Origin of the sequence: Polaribacter sp. SA4-12, from assembly GCF_002163675.1 — a bacterium.
Taxonomy (GTDB): Bacteria; Bacteroidota; Bacteroidia; order Flavobacteriales; family Flavobacteriaceae; genus Polaribacter.
This window is the reverse complement of sequence record NZ_CP019334.1, coordinates 1,435,554-1,451,932: the sequence shown is the minus strand read 5'-3', so window position 1 is coordinate 1,451,932 and position 16,379 is coordinate 1,435,554. Positions and strand designations below refer to the sequence as shown.

Here is a 16,379-nt window from a genome sequence, read left to right as displayed (position 1 = left end):
TAAAATTATAAAAGGAAATTACAATAACAGAATTACTTCTTTAGTAATTGATTCTGATGAATTGTTTGGGTAAAGTTTTATTTAAGTATTGAATAAAATTCGTTCCATTGTAGTATTTCGTATGCTTCACCTTTATTAAAAATATTCTTTGCCATTGCTTGCCCAAGAATATTTACAGGAATGCCACGATATTTTTTTAGTCCACCAATTAAAAGCGGTTTAAGAAGTGGCCAAACTTTTAAAGTAATTGCTTGAGAAATTCCATATCTGTTAGTTGGTGTTAAAATCATTGAAGGTTGAAAGATACTTAATCGTTCAAAATTTAATTCTTTTAACGCTTCTACTAATTCGCCTTTTGTTTTTAAATAAAAAGATTTTGATTTAGGACTTACACCAACAGAAGCTAATAATTCAAAATGGGTAATGCCTGCTTTTTTACATGCTATTGCAAAATCTAGTACAGCTGTTTTATCAATCTTTATAAAATCTTCTTTACTTACTTTTGAAGGTTCACCAACTCCTAAAGTACAAATAGCAGTTGTATGATTCTCTAAGTATTTCGAGTAAGAATTGGTGTCGCTTATACTTATTTTGTATTGATTTACAAAATCAACATTTATATTGGTAATTGGGTTTCTACCAAGCAATGTTAGTTGCTTAATGTTCTTTAATTTAAGTAAAGTATTTACAGTTTCTGTACCAACAGCACCACTTGCTCCTAACATTACAATAGATTGTTGATTGGGTTTTAAAGACATGGTTTTTTTGAAATTATTTTATAGTAAAATTAGTTAATGTTTAGCCCCGTTTTTAATATATAATCTTGTTTTATTTCTTTCTCCAATTTTTTCTGAAATAGAAAAAATTAGGTTTAAAATAGTTGGTGTAATTTCATAAGAAAACTTCTATGTAATAGTATCATTTGATACTATTACAGATAACATCTTTTTTTTCTTAATTATAAAGTTTTAAGTTTTTTTTAAAGTTAGCATCTTAAAATATAGTTAGTTGTGTAATTAAGATATATGTTTCTATCCTAGAAGAAGATTGAGTTTTACATTATGAAATTAAAAATACCTTTAATTTATTACTTCTTTAGCAATTGATTGTGATGAATTGTTTGAGTAGATTCGCTAATGGTAAGTATAAAAGGCGTTCTAAAGTCTTTCATACAATGTTATGGTTAGGTTTATTTCATTTTACTACATTACCTCACTTACTTGAATAATAGGTTCAATATTTGTAAAATTAGGTAGATCACCCATTATTTTTTCTGCATTTGGACCGAAAGCTTTTCCAAAATCTTCTACAGAATCAAAATACATATTTCCCATTCCGGCATATGGTGCAGTTGATCCAGGTGTAGCTCCACCTAATCCTTTTTCAACAGTTGCCCCTTTAAGAGAGTCTCCTAATAATTTACGAACCATTGGTAAATGGGTGTTACAATAATAATCCATGTCAAATGTTTTATCTTCTCCATTTGGATACAATACACTCACTTTAGTCATACCTTTTTTCATAATTAACGGGTTTAGTTTTCATACTCATTAGGCTTTTCTGATAACGCCCCGTTTTTATCGTGGTAACTGGACTCCACAAAATGTTGTGTTTTTATTAAGCATAACAGTTTACTGATATAACTTATTTTCAATGACTTATATCAGAAGTAACGAAGTTACTTTTTTTAAAGGACAAAAGCCATAGGTATAAATACTTGTTTAAAACAAAAAAAACATCAAGCTTTCACTTGAGATTTTAAATATTTTTAAGAATCATTCCACTAAATATTTCTGACAAAGTCTAAAAATACTTTTTGATGAAGTTTAAGATTCATATTAGGCGAAAGTGCAACACGAGCAATATAATCTTTGTCACCTTCTTTTGTGGTTCCTTGTGTAGATGTTGCAGGTATTGTCCAATAACATCCGTTTAACTGACCATAACTTACACAGTATTTACTTTCATCAGGAATTTCTGTAATCATTAAATTAATTAATTTATGATTTAAATCCCTCTTATACGCTTCTTTTTCTTCATCTGTATTTCCTTTAGTTGGTAAGTCTAATGAAAAAACAGAAGGTGTAAATCCTTGTTGTGCCAATTCTTCTGACACAAAATTGATTTTAGCTTCTGGTAAAGTCTCTTTAATAAAGTTTACAAATTTACGAGTGTTTGTATACGCGTCATAAATTCTTTGATTCATAGATGGCAACTGTTGGGCTAATATTTCATATTGAAACGCTGTAGCTTCATTGTCACAAAGAGTTAAGTGTGTTTCAATTTTGTCTATTAGTGCAACCGTTTTTGTGTTTCCGATACAATAACCAGAAGTACATTTTCCGCCACTAGGAAACTTTGATCCACTAGCAAATGAAATTGTTCTAACTGTTGAGAGAATTTCACCTTCTCCTAAAAAATGAACATTAGGACAAAAAGTTTGGTCTAAAACAAAAACAGGATCAATAGCAATTTCACCAGTTAACGTTTTACGTTCTTTACTTAAAACAGCCTTTAATTGGATCAAGTTTGGAACTTCAACTCTTGGGTTTGTAGGTATTTCAGCAATTATATAAGGTACAGCATCTTCACTCGCTATTTTAGTTAAAACGGTGTCTATACTTTTAAGCATATCATTATCACCATCAACATGTAAATCTACAATTTCAACATTATTAATGCACGCAGCAACTCGTCTAGCTTGGTCATTTGTACCTCCATAACAATTTGGTGGAACAATAATTTTAATAGCTTTTCCTTTATGATTTTCTAATGCATTGTGAACGAGTCCCATTAAAATTGCATACTGAATAGAAAGTCCACTAGAAGCAACGAGTGGTTTTGTATTTGCTCCTGTAATTTCTTTAATAGCGTTTAAAACAAGCGTTTTATTTGTTTCTACATTATCTTTTTGATGATAAGCAGTAGATTGTTCTGCAATCATTTTTAATGCAATGAGAGAATGTGCAGGTATCATTGCAATTGTTTCTCTTCTTCTTACGTGCTGAATGTCTGATATATAATTTTCGTTTTGTGCTCCATTTACTATTAATATACTTCCAAGATGAGCGTGAAGGTTGATTGAGAAATCAATGTTTTTTGAGAGATCAAAATTAGAAAAATCTTCATTCTGTGCAATTAAAATAGTACTCCCATTAAATTTAGAAATGGATGTATTTTCTACAACTTTCTTTAAGTCAAATTTATAACCATAAATATTTTTTAATATTTCAACATTAAAAAAATCAGGTAATTCACCTGTATAAATTATTTGTGTATTCTTTTTCTTTAATAAGTTTTTTCTTAAGATTGCTAAAATGGGAATAGCTTTAGATGAAAAACTAATTACATTTTGTGATTTTACGCTATTTAATTTTCCAATTAACCATTCTAATAAACAAGATAAAGGATGACCTAATCGAATGTAATCATAAGCAGTTGGTAATTCATTTAATGCAGATAATTTAGAATTATTGTTATTAAATAAGATTTCAAACTGTTCTAAAAATTCAGTTTTAGCTAAATTTTCATTATAAATATCTAGTCGATGCGTTGTTAGATTTAGCCAATCAGTTGGCATATTCTCTAAGACTTCTTTAATATAGTTTCGTATTTTATTGTTTTGCATAATTTAGATCTTTAAACAGGCTGTTAATATACGTTAATTAGACTTTTTAAGCTTTATAGTACGTTTTGTTACATTATGTTTTACCCATTCTAATATAACGTTTGTTTTAAATATTTGTCTAGTAGGTTACTAAAAGATGTTTTGTATCGATAGTAAAGTTCTTTTCTTAGAGCAAAAAAAATCTCAAGCTTTCACTTGAGATTTTAAATATTTTAAAAAAGAAAAACCAATTATTTAGCTCCCCATTCTTTTAAAGATGCTTTGTTCATTTTTACATAACCAGCATTTCCAGCTTTTTCAGCTAAAGCTAAAGATTGTTTTGCAGCTGCAATTGCAGATTCAGTTTTTCCAGCTTTTGCATGAATTAAAGATTGCTGACGTAAGTACCAAAATTTTGGATCTTCTTTTGTCAATTCGATAGCTTTGTCAATCCAAGTTACTGCTTGGTTTACATCTTTATTTGCAGTTTTATAATAAACAGCAGCATCATAATATGCACCAGCATTTGGTTCCCCTTTCATTACTTCAGTAATAGAAGCCATTACATTTTTATCTGTAGGAACATCAAATTGCATACCAACATAAACATCTTCCCAAAGTAAACCTAGAACTCCAGAATTATTTGTTAAATCATCAAAAGTAATTGTAAAAGTTTCAACATCCATTGGCATTTTAATAACCTTGGCAGAAGCTTTAGCAACCACTTTCGTTTCATCCCATTCTTTAGGATTTCCCCAATTGCTTGAGTCTGAATATAGCATAATATCCCAAGATTCTTTATTAGGTATACTGTAAACAGCATAAGTACCTGCAGCTATATTTTTTCCATCGATAGCAACATCTGTACTAAATGTAATTTTTGTGTTCGCATTAGCACCAGTTCTCCAAGTTTTTCCATAGGGCACTAAATCACCAAAAATAGTTCTACCTTTCATTCCTGGTCTAGAATATTCTACAGTTACATCTGTTAAACCTACTTTTTGTATTAAAGTTGAAGAAGGACTTGGAGCTGGAGCAGAAATTTTAGTAGGAGCTTTCACTTCCTTTTTTACTTCTTTTTCTATAACTTTCTCCTTAATCTCTTTATTTTTACAACTTGTAAAATTTAAAAGTGCAAATACTGATAATATACTTAAAAATTTGATTGAATTTTTTCTCATAATTGGTTCGTTTTGATTTGTGATGTTAAATTTACGATTTCAAAAAACGAGAAATGTTAACAAAAACTTAAAATAAGGGATTGTATCTTTGCAACTATTTTTTAAGAACTATGAAGAAATATATATCTGAATTTATTGGAACATTCTCTATGATTTTCTGCGGAACAGGAGCAATGACAATCAACGAAGTTACTGGAGGAGAAGTAACACATGTAGGAATCGCAATTACTTGGGGATTAATCGTTATGGCAATGATTTATGCTTTTGGCGAAACTTCAGGAGCGCATTTTAATCCTGCAGTCTCTATTGCTTTTGCGTATGCTAAAAAGTTTTCTTGGAAAGAAGTTCCTAAATATATAATCGCTCAAATTTTGGGCGCTTTTGCAGCAAGTTTAATTCTTTGGTTTCTGTTTCCTGCAAGTGAAACTTTAGGAGCAACAATACCGACAGTAGATGTCTGGCGCGCTTTTGTATTAGAGTTATTACTAACTTTTTTCTTAATGGTCGTTATTATAAATGTATCTACAGGAAGTAAAGAAATTGGTGTCGTTGCAGGTATTGCAGTTGGCGCAGTGGTTTTGTTAGAAGCTATGTTTGCAGGTCCAATTACAAACGCTTCTATGAATCCTGCACGATCTATTGCACCAGCGATTGTTTCTGGTAATTTGCAACATTTATGGATGTATATTACAGCGCCAATTTTAGGAGCATTGTTAGCGGTAGTTTCATGTAAATTAGTAAAAGACGATAATTGTTGTGCAGAAGGTTCACAATGTTAATGTAAAATTATTTTTATTGATAAAATTCACCCATTTTTAAATTCAATTTATGAAGAGAGTTAGTGTTTTAGGTTGTGGTTGGTTAGGAAAACCTTTAGCAATTTCTTTGTTAAATGAAGGGTATTCTGTAAAAGGTTCTACCACTAGAGAAGAAAAATTAGAGACTTTAGAAATGAATAATATAGAACCTTATATTGTTGATATTTCTGATTTTGAAGAGTTTGATGGTTTCTTAAATTCTGATATTCTAATCATTGCAATTACGTCTAAAGATGTTGATGGTTTTGAAAATTTAATTTCTCAAATAGAAAATTCTGATGTTCGAAAAGTAATATTTATAAGTTCTACTTCTGTTTATGGAAGACTAAATAAAGTAATGACTGAAGAAGATGCCGTTTTAAAAACGCCTTTAACAGAAATTGAAGAATTATTTAGACAGAACAATTTCTTCGAAACGACAATAATTCGTTTTGCTGGTTTATTTGGTGATGATAGACAACCTTCTAGCTGGTTTAAAAACGGACGAAAAATACCACAGCCAAAAGGTTTTGTTAATATGATTCATAAAGATGATTGTATCGAAATTATTCATACAATTATCGATCAAAATTGTTGGGATCAAACTTTTAATGCGTGTTCTAATCATCATCCAACAAGAAGAGAATTTTATACAATTGCAAAATTAAGTAACGATTTTGAGCTTCCTGAATTTGAAAATAATGAAGTGTATGAATGGAAAATTATCAGTTCTAAAAAACTACAGGATGTTTTAGATTATACTTTTATTCATGATGATTTGTTGAAGATTGGTTAGTTAGAAAGTTTTAAAGTTTTAAAGTTGAAAGTTGGAAAGGTTCAGTTGTTCAAAATTGAAAGTTTTATCATTCTGACGAAGTATAAGGAAGAATCTCTTCTAAGATAATCATTTTATTATGAGATTTCTCAATCGCTTAAAAAAGCTCATTTCGAAATGACAGTACGTTTGTTATATTGAATTTTTCAAGGTTTTGAGATTGTAGAAGGAACAACGTTTGAAGAGTCTGTCAGTTCGAGTGCTTTTCGATTTTAAGAGAAAATTGTATCGAGAACTTTTATTTCTGCTTACTGCAACTGAAAACTGAATACTTTCAAAATTTAACTATATCTCCTTTTTCTCAAATACTTAAAGATAAATCCAAAAGCAAACAAAATCAGCAACGGTAAAACAATATTTAAAAACTGCCAAAAAGTACGTTCTTTAAAAGCCTTTTGTTTGTCCAAAGTTCTAATCTGTAATGTTTTGTTTCTTAGCTGAATTAAGCCAGTATCATCTAATAAATAATCAATCGTATTTATTAGAAAGTCTTTATTTCCAAATTGTTGATTTGTCCATTTGTCTCTATTCAAATCAAAAGGTTCTTTCTTTAAAATTTGATTTTTTCCAATATCACCATCAGAAATTACCACCATTTTATTGTTGGTAGCGTTTTCTTTAAAAAGTGGAGTTTCAAAAGGTTTTACCCTGTTTTTATAAGCTGAATTAAAATCGCCTTCTAACAAAACAGCAAACAATTGGTTTCCGCCTTTATAATCATTTTCAATAACTTCATCAGCAATAGATTGTAACCCAATAATAGTAGGAGTTCCTACTTTTTGCGTCAATAAAGAACTGACCAATAAAGGTGTTTTTTTAATATTATTTGTTAAAGTATCAATCTGATTTGCAAACTGCAATCTTACAGGAGAAACGTTTTTTGTAATTACATGATTAGGATTTCCACCAACCAAAGGATGATAAAACCATTCTAAGTTTTTAAACTGCGTTTGATTGCCAACTTTACCTGTTGCAACAGGAATTTGAGCAGCATATAAATCTTTAATTAAAGTGGTATTGATTCTTATTCCGTAAGAAAATAACAAATCTGTTAAATTTAAATCTCTTGGATATGCTAACATTTTTCCGCCAGAAAATAAACTGTCTTGGTCTGCTTGCACATTATCTAGCATCCACAAAGTTTTTCCTCCGTTAGCAATATATTGGTCTAATGTAAACTTTTCTTTTGCTGTAAATTTTTGAGTTGGTTTCGCAATAATTGCTAAATCTAAAGAAGTTAAATCTTGTAAAGTTTGCTGTGGATTTGTCGCTACAGAATCTAACGTAAATTTGGCTAAACTGTATTTTTTTGCAACTTCACTTAAAAAACTATATTGATAAATATCTTGTAATTCTCCGTTTCCAGTAATAACAGCAATACTTTTTCGTTCTTTTTGAGTGATGGAATGAATCGCATTCGAAAAACTATATTCTAAATTTTCAATTGCTTTTTGCAGTTGTTCATCTTGCGATGCAACAATTGCAGTAGGTAATAAAGAAACAATAGTAAAATTATTACCATAAGAAACTTCTGCCCAAGGAAAAATGATAGCTTCAGACAATTTACCATCTTCTTCAACAGTTAATTGACTTGGTAGCATTCCTCTTTTAATCAAATCTTCTCGTTGATTATCTGGCGCTTCAAAATTGATTTTTATGTTTGAATTTTCTGCTGCTAATTCTTCTAAATACTGACGTGTTTCTGCTTGTAGTCTTTTAAATTCTGAAGGAAAATCGCCTTCTAAATAAACCGTTATAAAAAGAAAATTATCAACATTAGAAATAATGTTTTTTGTGGTTTCAGAAAGCGTGTAACGATTATCCGAAGTTAAATCTAAACGTGTGTAAAAAGATTGGTTGATGATATTTAGAATAATCAAACCAATAATTAGAATTGCTATATTTTTTATTTTTTTATTCATTGTCTAAACGCATTTTAGTGATGAATAAAAAGAATACAGTTACACTTAAAAAGTAAATAATATCTCTGGTATCAATTACGCCTCTAGAAATACTTCTAAAATGTTCGTTAATTCCCATTTTTTTGATGGTTAATTCATTTCCAAGAGAAGTAGAAATGGCATCAAATCCATAATACAAAAAGAAGGTGATAAAAACGCCTAATATAAAAGCCACAATCTGATTTTTAGAAAGTGTTGAGGTAAATAACCCAATTGCTGTATAGGTAGAAGCTAAAAATAGTAAACCAATATAGGATCCAATTGTACTTCCAAAATCGATGTTTCCAACAGGGTTTCCTAATTGATAAACAGTGTACACATAAGTCAAAGTTGGTATTAAAGCAACGACAACTAATAGGAGTGATGCCCAGAATTTACCTAATACAATTTGCCAATCAGAAATTGGTTTTGTTTTTAAGAGTTCTATAGTTCCGCTGCTAAATTCATCAGCAAAACTTTTCATGGTAATGGCAGGTATCAAAAATAAAAATACCCAAGGAGCTAAAAAGAAAAATGAATTTAAATCTGCAAAACCAGCATTTAAAATATTAAACTCGTCTTTAAATACCCATAAAAACAAACCGTTAATTAACAAGAAAACTCCAATAACTAAATAAGCTATCGGACTTGCAAAAAATGAATTGAATTCTTTTTTTAAAATTGCAAACATTGTTTAACGATTGTTTTTTTTTTGAACAAACTCAGACTAACAGATTACTTCTTAATTATCAGTCTGAGCTTGTAAAAGATTAAGCCTTTAATCTATAACTGATATTGTTTTCGAAACCTTCATCTTTTATTTCAGGTTCAAAAACAAATTTTTGTTTCTCTAATAACGCAATAGAAGCAGTATTATTTTTATGTGTAAAAGCTTCAATGGTTTTTAATTCCATTTGATTAAATCCGTATTCTAAAACTACGTCAAAAGCTTCACTCATAAAACCTTTTTGCTGGTAACTAGGGTCTATTTCATACCCAAGTTCTGCATAATCTTCTTCATCTTCAAAATTACGTAAACCAATAGTACCAACTAATTGATGATTGCTTTTAGATTCTAATACCCAAAAAACCCCTTTATTAGCTGAAGTTAGTTTAGAAATACGATCGATAAAAGCTCTTGCTTCAGAAAGATTTCTTGGTGTTTTTCTGTCAATAAATTCATTAACTTCTTTGTTGGTTCTTAAACCAAAAATTGATTTTGCATCGTTTAAATTTAATGCTCTTAATGTTAATCTTTCTGTTTCTAGAACAGGAAAAGGAGTGAAATCGAAATCCATTTTTATTTATCTAATTTTTATTGTAAACTTACTTTTTTATCAACGCTCCATGCAAGAGGTTTATCGTTGAAGAATATTTTTGTTTTTGCCCAAACATCTTTAAAAAGGTCTGAGTTTCTATAGTTTTCTAAATCTTGTTCTTTTTCCCAATAAGAATAGGTAAAAAATATTTCTGGGTTTGTTTTGTCTTGATATAATTCTAATAAATTACATCCTTTAGATGCTCTAATAAATGTTTTTTTTTCTTCAAACATTGATAAAAAATCTTGAATGTGTTTTTCGTGAAAACTCATTTTTACAATTCGAATAAACATAATATCTTAAGTTAAAGGAGTGTAATCTGGTTTAGAATCGTTGATGAAATCAATAGTAATAGAATCTCTATATCCTAAACCTAATAAGGTAGATGCGCCACCTACTGAATCTAAATTACTTCTATAAATAGCAATCTCTAAATAACCAGCAGAATTAAACAACGCTAATTTATCTCCATCATATTGTATGCTGTCATGAGCACTATCGCCAGCAACTTCATTGTATTTTGTAAATATTTTAGAGAAAGAATAACGTCTTGCATTTGCTTTAAAACGACGTCCTTTTCCAATTTCTTGAAACATTTTTTTGCTGATATTACTAATTACATTTCCATAATTATCAATATAAACGACACCGCCAACAATTTGGTTTTGGGCTTGACTTACTTTTGGCTGAATTTCAATCATCTTTTTATATGTTTGAATTTCTTTACCAATTACTGTTAAATTACCACCTCTAGCTATAAAACAAGCAACTTGTACAAATACATCTAATACAGGGAAACTACTTTCTACTCTATCATGAATGTTTATTTCAACAATTTTGGTAGGTATAATTTCTGATGCAATCATTGAGATGATTCCATTATCAGGACAAACAAAGAAATGATTGTCTAGTTCTATTGCAATATGTTTATTGTCTTTGCTTAATTCTGAGTCTACACCAACAATGTGAATGGTTTTATCAGGAAAGCTTTTGTAAGAGTTTTTTAAGATATAAGCAGTTTCTGTAATGTTAAAAGGAGATATTTCATGAGTAATATCTACAATTTTAGCATCAGAAAGCTCTGAGTAAATAGCTCCTTTTACAGCGCCAACAAAGTGGTCTTTCGTTCCAAAATCTGTTGTTAAAGTGATTAAAGACATTAAAATATTGCTGTTAATTAAATGTGTAAAAGTTGTTAACTATTTAACGCAAATCTAAGCATTTTAGTAAATTTATTCGCTATTTTTAGTTGAAATATAATTGTAATCAATTAATAAAAATTAATCATTTGAACGAACGCATTATAGAGCTTACAGAAATTAGCCCAAAAGACTTTTTTGGAGCACAAAACAGTACTATTGAGCAAATAAAAAAATATTTTCCGAAAATTAAGATCGTTGCTCGTGGATCTAAATTGAAAGTTTATGGAGATCCAGAAATTTTAGATGAATTTGAAACTCGTTTAGAACGCTTAATAAAGTATTATAATAAGTACAATAACTTAGATGAAAATAGCATAGAACAAATTTTAACTTCTAACGGAAATGATGAAAAGACTGCTGCAACGATAAACGCAAAAGAAGTTTTAGTTCATGGAGTAAGTGGAAGGTTGATAAAACCACAAACTGCTAACCAACGTAAAATGGTTACTTTAATGGGGAAGAATGATATGTTGTTTGCAGTTGGTCCTGCAGGAACAGGGAAAACCTATACAGCTGTTGCTTTGGCAGTAAAAGCATTGAAAGAAAAAGAGGTTCGAAAAATTATTTTAACAAGACCAGCTGTAGAATCTGGAGAAAACTTAGGGTTTTTACCTGGAGATTTAAAAGAAAAATTAGATCCTTATATGCAACCTTTATATGACGCTTTGCGTGATATGATTCCGCATGAAAAATTAGAGTCTTTTATTGAAAAAGGAGTTATTCAAATTGCACCTTTGGCATTTATGCGTGGTAGAACTTTAGACAATGCATTTGTAATATTAGATGAAGCACAGAACACAACCCATAATCAAATGAAGATGTTTTTAACAAGAATGGGAAAAAGTGCCAAATTTATAATTACTGGAGATCCTGGTCAGATTGATTTACCTAGAAAACAAATTTCAGGACTTAAAGAATCTTTATTAGCTTTAAAAGATATTAGTGGAATTGCACAAGTGTATTTAGATGATAAAGATGTTGTAAGACACAAATTAGTTCGTAAAATTATTACAGCGTATAAAAGTATTGAAACAGAATAAGTTTTTCTGATTTATGGAATATAGAAATGATTTTATTGAAAGAGAAATACAGAAAATAACGCTTTTTTTAAGGAATTTTATTGCTAAAATAACAGGAGAAGGTAATGTTAGTTATTCTTTACAGTCTTTTGATAAAGAGTTAAAAGGGAAATTAGATTTCGGTTTTTATGAAATACTAGCGTTAAATGAAGAGGATTTAAAAAAGAAAATTAATGGAGTTGATGTCTTAATTTTAGAAGAATTATTAAAAGTTTTTTATAAAATTGATATAGAAGAAATAGGTTCTTTAGAATCTAATAATTTAAAAAGAGTTTCGTTAATTATAATTGATGAAATCGAAAATAAATCGCTTGTTTTTTCTTTTGAAAGGCAGCAGATAAAAAACTACTTCAAATCTGAAAAAAAAAGAAATTGAAAGCTTATTTTTGCGCCCACAAGAACACAACAAAAAATGAATACAATTAACGACACGAACTTACAGTTTCCTAACCAGAAGTCTGTTTATATAGGTAAAGTAAGAGAAGTTTACAATATTAATGATGACATTTTGGTCATGATTGCAACAGATAGATTGTCTGCTTTCGACGTTGTTTTACCACGTCAAATTCCTTTTAAAGGTCAGATTTTGAATCAAATTGCAACAAAAATGATGAATGATACAGCAGATATTGTTCCTAATTGGTTAGTTGCTAATCCTGATGAGAATGTTGCAGTGGGTCATTTATGTGAACCATTTAAAGTAGAAATGGTAATTCGTGGTTACTTATCTGGTCATGCGGCAAGAGAATATAAATTAGGAAAAAGAATTTTGTGTGGCGTTGAAATGGCTGAAGGATTAAAAGAGAATGATAAATTTCCTTCTCCTATAATTACACCATCAACAAAAGCAGATAATGGAGATCATGATGAAGATATTTCTCGTGAAGCGATTCTTGCTCAAGGAATTGTTTCTGAAGAAGATTACATCGTTTTAGAAAATTATACAAACGCTTTATTTAAAAGAGGAACTGAGATTGCAGCAAAAAGAGGATTGATTTTAGTAGATACTAAATATGAATTCGGAAAAACGAAAGAGGGTAAGATTGTGTTGATTGATGAAATTCACACACCAGATTCTTCTCGTTACTTTTATGCTGAAGGATATCAAGAAAGACAAGATAAAGGAGAAACTCAAAAACAATTATCGAAAGAGTTTGTACGTCAGTGGTTAATTGAAAATAATTTTCAAGGAAAAGACGGACAACAAATTCCAGAAATGAACGATGAAAAAGTTCTTGAAATTTCTAATAGATATATAGAATTATACGAACAAATTACTGGCGAAACTTTTGTAAAAGCTTCCACAGAAAATGTTTTAAACAGAATTGAAAAGAATGTAAATTCTTTTTTAGCAAACTAAACTAACTACAATGATTATAGAACCAAGAACAAGAGGATTTATCTGTTTAACATCGCATCCAACAGGTTGTGAGCAAAACGTGATAAATCAAATAGAACATGTAAAATCAAAAGGAAAAATTGATGGAGCAAAAAAAGTATTAGTAATCGGGTCATCTACAGGTTTTGGATTGGCATCAAGAATTACAAGTGCTTTTGGTTCGGATGCTGCTACAATTGGAGTTTTCTTTGATAAACCAGCAACAGAAGGAAGACCAGGTTCACCAGGTTTTTACAATACTGCAGCTTTTGAAAAACATGCAAATGCAGCAGGTTTGTACGCAAAAAGTATAAACGGAGATGCATTTTCTAATGAAATAAAAGAACAAGTTGTAAACTTAATTAAAGAAGACTTGGGTCAGATTGATTTGGTAATTTACAGTTTAGCCTCGCCAGTAAGAACAGATCCTACAACAGGAAAAAGATATAAATCTGTTTTAAAACCAGTTGGTGGAGAATTTTCTAACAAAACTGTAGATTTTCATACAGGTACAGTTTCAGATATTTCTATAAAACCTGCAGAAGGAGAAGATGTAGAAAATACGATTAAAGTAATGGGTGGTGAAGATTGGAAAATGTGGATGGACGCATTACAATCTGAAAACTTATTAGCCGAAGGAGCTACAACAGTTGCGTATTCTTACATTGGCCCAGAAGTTACAAAGCCAGTTTATAGAAACGGAACAATTGGTGCTGCGAAAGATCATTTAGAAGCAACAGCTTTTACAATTACTGACGATTTAAAATCATTAGGAGGAAAAGCATATGTTTCTGTAAATAAAGCATTAGTTACACAAGCAAGTTCTGCAATTCCTGTAATTCCTTTATATATTTCTTTATTGTATAAAGTGATGAAAGCAAAAGGGATTCATGAAGGTTGTATAGAACAAATTCAACGTTTGTATAGCGAACGTTTATTTGGAGGAGATTTAGCTTTAGATGAAAAAGGAAGAATTAGAGTTGACGATTGGGAAATGAGAGAAGATGTACAAGCTGAGGTTAATGCACTTTGGGAAACAGCAACAACAGAAAACTTATCAGAAATTGGAGATTTAGAAGGATATAGCAACGATTTTTATAACCTTTTTGGTTTTAAAGTTGAAGGTGTAGATTATGATGCTGATGTAAATGAGGTTGTGAACGTACCAAGTATTCAATAAAAATTAGTCTCTTTTAAAAGAGAATTAAAATATAAACCTCACAGATTCTATTTTGTGAGGTTTTTCTTTTTTATCTTGTAAAAAAATATCCTTGATGAAGGCAGTTACCGTAAAACAATTAAAAGACGAACTCTCTCATAAATCTGCAAATGAGTTAAAAGAACTGTGTTTGCATTTATCTAAATTTAAGAAAGAAAATAAAGAATTGTTGACGTATTTATTGTATGAATCTCATGATGAAGAACAGTATATACAAAGTGTAAAAGACCAAATGGATGTGCTTTTTTCTGAAATAAATACCAAGAGTTATTTTTATATTAGAAAGAGTGTTCGTAAGATTTTAACACTTACAAAAAAGTTTATCAGATATTCTAAAAAGAAGGAAACAGAAGTAGCTTTGTTGCTTTATTTCTGTGCAAAGCTTAAAAACTTTAAACCATCAATTAAAAAAAGCCCAAGGTTAACAAATACTTTTGATAGACAGATTGTTTTAGTTAAAAAAGCAATTGCAACATTACACGAAGATTTACAATATGATTATCAATTAGAACTGAATGAATTATTAGATGAATAAAAAAGAAAGACCAATTATAGCAGATTTAGTAAACGAAGGAACTACAGAAATGGAAAGGTTTCAAAACAATACATTAAGGCCTATTATAAAAATGCAACATACTTTGTTAATTGCATTTTTAAAAAACCATCTTCTAAAAAGGAAAGTAGATTTTTCTGTTATACCAGATAAGAAAAAGAGAAGTAATATTTCTTCTTTTTTTAAAACAGATAATAACTTTAAAAATATTGTGTTAGGTTTTATTGTTGGTCATTTTTCTATGGATGAATTTGCATTCTATTCAGAAAATTCATCAGAAATAAATAGAAGGATTCTACAAATTACTTCTCAAAGAATTAAAGATAGTATTGCTGAGATATCATAAAAAAGTCGCTGTAAATTAATACAGCGACTTTTTTTATAAGAGTATTTTACGAGTAATTTATTTACCTTGTTCTATTAATAATTTCTTTTGATATCTTCCTTGTACAACATCAACAATAACTAAAACAGCTAATACAAAATAGAAAGTAGTTTTACTCATTGGTACAATTTCTTCGCCGAAAATTTTAATGTGTGCTAAATGTCCACCTTCAGTAACTAACATTATTCCAACAATAAAAAGAATAAATAAACCTAATACTTCGTACATTCTATTTTTTGATAAGAAAGTAGATATTTTATCAGCCATAATAAGCATTAATAAACCACTAATTACAATAGCAATTGCCATTACTATAAAAGCAGTTGTAGAACTCTCTATCTCGCTCGTAAGACCAATTGCAGCTAAAATTGAATCAAAAGAAAAAACTAAATTCATTATAACAATACTAGTAATAACTGCATTTGAAGATTTGGTATTTCGATCTTTAGACATTTCAGAAACATCAAGTCCTTTTGTAGAAATCATGTGCCAAATTTCTTTTATAGCTGTGTAAATTATAAAGCCACCACCTAATAAAACAATGATACTATGTCCGTTAAAAGCAAAATGAACAATGTCTGTTATGCCTCCGGATAGAAAAGAAAAAGGTTCTTGAAAGAATTCTATTATAGAAACAAGTACTAATAACAAAACAATTCTTAATACAATTGCTATTAAGATTCCTGTTTTTCTAACTTTTTTCTGATCAGCTTCTGGTGCTTTTTTAGATTCTAAAGAAATATAAAGTAAGTTATCAAATCCTAATACGGCTTGTAATAAGATTAACATAAATAATGTGAAAAGAATTCCTAACATAGTTTTTTGTTTGCTTAATTAATTCAATTTTTTTTCGACTTCAAAGATATTTAAAGATATTTAATGAT

18 protein-coding genes are annotated in these 16,379 nt (G+C 29.5%); 8 read left to right on the top strand and 10 right to left on the bottom strand.

Annotation, left to right across the window (positions count from 1 at the left end; all coding sequences use genetic code 11):
• Positions 1–77: 77 nt before the first annotated feature.
• The 4 genes from BTO07_RS06240 to BTO07_RS06225 all read right to left on the bottom strand — a co-directional run bounded on the left by BTO07_RS06240 (position 78) and on the right by BTO07_RS06225 (position 4,788).
• Positions 78–758, bottom strand: coding sequence for an NAD(P)H-binding protein (locus BTO07_RS06240; protein WP_087520412.1), 681 nt, complete (start codon positions 756–758; stop codon positions 78–80).
• A gap of 444 nt (positions 759–1,202) precedes the next feature.
• Positions 1,203–1,523, bottom strand: a complete 321-nt coding sequence (locus tag BTO07_RS06235) for an EthD family reductase (protein ID WP_232457098.1) — start codon at positions 1,521–1,523, stop codon at positions 1,203–1,205.
• A 260-nt stretch (positions 1,524–1,783) separates the two neighbouring features.
• A complete protein-coding gene (locus tag BTO07_RS06230) occupies positions 1,784–3,628 on the bottom strand; it encodes a PLP-dependent transferase (RefSeq protein ID WP_087520411.1) in 1,845 nt (614 codons plus the stop codon).
• Between the two features lie 230 nt (positions 3,629–3,858).
• On the bottom strand, positions 3,859–4,788 hold the full coding sequence (locus BTO07_RS06225; protein ID WP_087520410.1) for a DUF2911 domain-containing protein: 930 nt from the start codon (positions 4,786–4,788) through the stop codon (positions 3,859–3,861).
• Positions 4,789–4,898: 110 nt separating this feature from the next.
• Between BTO07_RS06225 and BTO07_RS06220 the strand changes: the two genes are divergently transcribed.
• A complete protein-coding gene (locus tag BTO07_RS06220) occupies positions 4,899–5,567 on the top strand; it encodes an MIP/aquaporin family protein (RefSeq protein WP_087520409.1) in 669 nt (222 codons plus the stop codon).
• A 49-nt stretch (positions 5,568–5,616) separates the two neighbouring features.
• Positions 5,617–6,381 carry an NAD(P)H-binding protein gene (locus tag BTO07_RS06215; RefSeq protein WP_087520408.1) on the top strand — a complete coding sequence of 255 codons (765 nt, stop codon included), beginning with the start codon at positions 5,617–5,619 and terminating at the stop codon, positions 6,379–6,381.
• Between the two features lie 320 nt (positions 6,382–6,701).
• On the opposite strand, the gene gldG is transcribed toward BTO07_RS06215, so the two are convergent.
• The 5 genes from gldG to BTO07_RS06190 form a co-directional block, all read right to left on the bottom strand.
• Positions 6,702–8,342 (bottom strand): gliding motility-associated ABC transporter substrate-binding protein GldG, encoded by a 1,641-nt coding sequence (gene gldG / locus BTO07_RS06210; RefSeq protein ID WP_087520407.1) that lies wholly within the window; start codon positions 8,340–8,342, stop codon positions 6,702–6,704.
• Entirely contained in the window at positions 8,335–9,051 is a 717-nt protein-coding gene (gene gldF / locus BTO07_RS06205; RefSeq protein ID WP_087520406.1) for a gliding motility-associated ABC transporter permease subunit GldF, read from the bottom strand. The genes gldG and gldF overlap by 8 nt, the downstream gene beginning before the upstream one ends.
• A 79-nt stretch (positions 9,052–9,130) precedes the next feature.
• Positions 9,131–9,658, bottom strand: coding sequence for a GNAT family N-acetyltransferase (locus tag BTO07_RS06200; protein WP_087520405.1), 528 nt, complete (start codon positions 9,656–9,658; stop codon positions 9,131–9,133).
• A gap of 17 nt (positions 9,659–9,675) precedes the next feature.
• Positions 9,676–9,972: a putative quinol monooxygenase gene (locus tag BTO07_RS06195; protein WP_087520404.1), complete on the bottom strand. Its 297-nt coding sequence runs from the start codon at positions 9,970–9,972 to the stop codon at positions 9,676–9,678.
• Positions 9,973–9,978: 6 nt separating this feature from the next.
• Positions 9,979–10,839 carry an SAM hydrolase/SAM-dependent halogenase family protein gene (locus tag BTO07_RS06190; RefSeq protein WP_087520403.1) on the bottom strand — a complete coding sequence of 287 codons (861 nt, stop codon included), beginning with the start codon at positions 10,837–10,839 and terminating at the stop codon, positions 9,979–9,981.
• A 128-nt stretch (positions 10,840–10,967) separates the two neighbouring features.
• On the opposite strand from BTO07_RS06190, the gene BTO07_RS06185 reads away from it, so the two are divergent.
• The 6 genes from BTO07_RS06185 (at position 10,968) to BTO07_RS06160 (ending at position 15,456) form a co-directional block, all read left to right on the top strand.
• Positions 10,968–11,921, top strand: a complete 954-nt coding sequence (locus BTO07_RS06185; protein ID WP_087520402.1) for a PhoH family protein — start codon at positions 10,968–10,970, stop codon at positions 11,919–11,921.
• A gap of 13 nt (positions 11,922–11,934) precedes the next feature.
• Entirely contained in the window at positions 11,935–12,336 is a 402-nt protein-coding gene (locus BTO07_RS06180) for a hypothetical protein (protein ID WP_087520401.1), read from the top strand.
• A gap of 36 nt (positions 12,337–12,372) precedes the next feature.
• Entirely contained in the window at positions 12,373–13,320 is a 948-nt protein-coding gene (locus BTO07_RS06175; protein ID WP_087520400.1) for a phosphoribosylaminoimidazolesuccinocarboxamide synthase, read from the top strand.
• A gap of 10 nt (positions 13,321–13,330) precedes the next feature.
• Complete coding sequence (gene fabV, locus BTO07_RS06170; protein ID WP_087520399.1) at positions 13,331–14,518, top strand: enoyl-ACP reductase FabV; 1,188 nt, start codon at positions 13,331–13,333, stop codon at positions 14,516–14,518.
• Positions 14,519–14,612: 94 nt separating this feature from the next.
• Positions 14,613–15,092, top strand: coding sequence for a hypothetical protein (locus BTO07_RS06165; RefSeq protein WP_087520398.1), 480 nt, complete (start codon positions 14,613–14,615; stop codon positions 15,090–15,092).
• Positions 15,085–15,456, top strand: coding sequence for a glyoxalase (locus BTO07_RS06160; RefSeq protein WP_087520397.1), 372 nt, complete (start codon positions 15,085–15,087; stop codon positions 15,454–15,456). Before BTO07_RS06165 ends, BTO07_RS06160 begins: the two co-directional genes overlap by 8 nt.
• A 57-nt stretch (positions 15,457–15,513) precedes the next feature.
• Here the strand turns inward: BTO07_RS06160 and BTO07_RS06155 are convergent, their stop codons facing one another.
• A complete protein-coding gene (locus BTO07_RS06155; RefSeq protein WP_087520396.1) occupies positions 15,514–16,311 on the bottom strand; it encodes a TerC family protein in 798 nt (265 codons plus the stop codon).
• Between the last annotated feature and the right edge of the window lie 68 nt (positions 16,312–16,379).

What these genes read in the sequence shown, in the direction of transcription:
- BTO07_RS06240 (WP_087520412.1), bottom strand. Translation starts at nt 758, where the DNA reads ATGTCTTTAAAACCCAATCAACAATCTATTGTAATGTTAGGAGCAAGT.
- BTO07_RS06235 (WP_232457098.1), bottom strand. Translation starts at nt 1,523, where the DNA reads ATGAAAAAAGGTATGACTAAAGTGAGTGTATTGTATCCAAATGGAGAA.
- BTO07_RS06230 (WP_087520411.1), bottom strand. Translation starts at nt 3,628, where the DNA reads ATGCAAAACAATAAAATACGAAACTATATTAAAGAAGTCTTAGAGAAT.
- BTO07_RS06225 (WP_087520410.1), bottom strand. Translation starts at nt 4,788, where the DNA reads ATGAGAAAAAATTCAATCAAATTTTTAAGTATATTATCAGTATTTGCA.
- BTO07_RS06220 (WP_087520409.1), top strand. Translation starts at nt 4,899, where the DNA reads ATGAAGAAATATATATCTGAATTTATTGGAACATTCTCTATGATTTTC.
- BTO07_RS06215 (WP_087520408.1), top strand. Translation starts at nt 5,617, where the DNA reads ATGAAGAGAGTTAGTGTTTTAGGTTGTGGTTGGTTAGGAAAACCTTTA.
- gldG (WP_087520407.1), bottom strand. Translation starts at nt 8,342, where the DNA reads ATGAATAAAAAAATAAAAAATATAGCAATTCTAATTATTGGTTTGATT.
- gldF (WP_087520406.1), bottom strand. Translation starts at nt 9,051, where the DNA reads ATGTTTGCAATTTTAAAAAAAGAATTCAATTCATTTTTTGCAAGTCCG.
- BTO07_RS06200 (WP_087520405.1), bottom strand. Translation starts at nt 9,658, where the DNA reads ATGGATTTCGATTTCACTCCTTTTCCTGTTCTAGAAACAGAAAGATTA.
- BTO07_RS06195 (WP_087520404.1), bottom strand. Translation starts at nt 9,972, where the DNA reads ATGTTTATTCGAATTGTAAAAATGAGTTTTCACGAAAAACACATTCAA.
- BTO07_RS06190 (WP_087520403.1), bottom strand. Translation starts at nt 10,839, where the DNA reads ATGTCTTTAATCACTTTAACAACAGATTTTGGAACGAAAGACCACTTT.
- BTO07_RS06180 (WP_087520401.1), top strand. Translation starts at nt 11,935, where the DNA reads ATGGAATATAGAAATGATTTTATTGAAAGAGAAATACAGAAAATAACG.
- BTO07_RS06175 (WP_087520400.1), top strand. Translation starts at nt 12,373, where the DNA reads ATGAATACAATTAACGACACGAACTTACAGTTTCCTAACCAGAAGTCT.
- fabV (WP_087520399.1), top strand. Translation starts at nt 13,331, where the DNA reads ATGATTATAGAACCAAGAACAAGAGGATTTATCTGTTTAACATCGCAT.
- BTO07_RS06165 (WP_087520398.1), top strand. Translation starts at nt 14,613, where the DNA reads ATGAAGGCAGTTACCGTAAAACAATTAAAAGACGAACTCTCTCATAAA.
- BTO07_RS06160 (WP_087520397.1), top strand. Translation starts at nt 15,085, where the DNA reads ATGAATAAAAAAGAAAGACCAATTATAGCAGATTTAGTAAACGAAGGA.
- BTO07_RS06155 (WP_087520396.1), bottom strand. Translation starts at nt 16,311, where the DNA reads ATGTTAGGAATTCTTTTCACATTATTTATGTTAATCTTATTACAAGCC.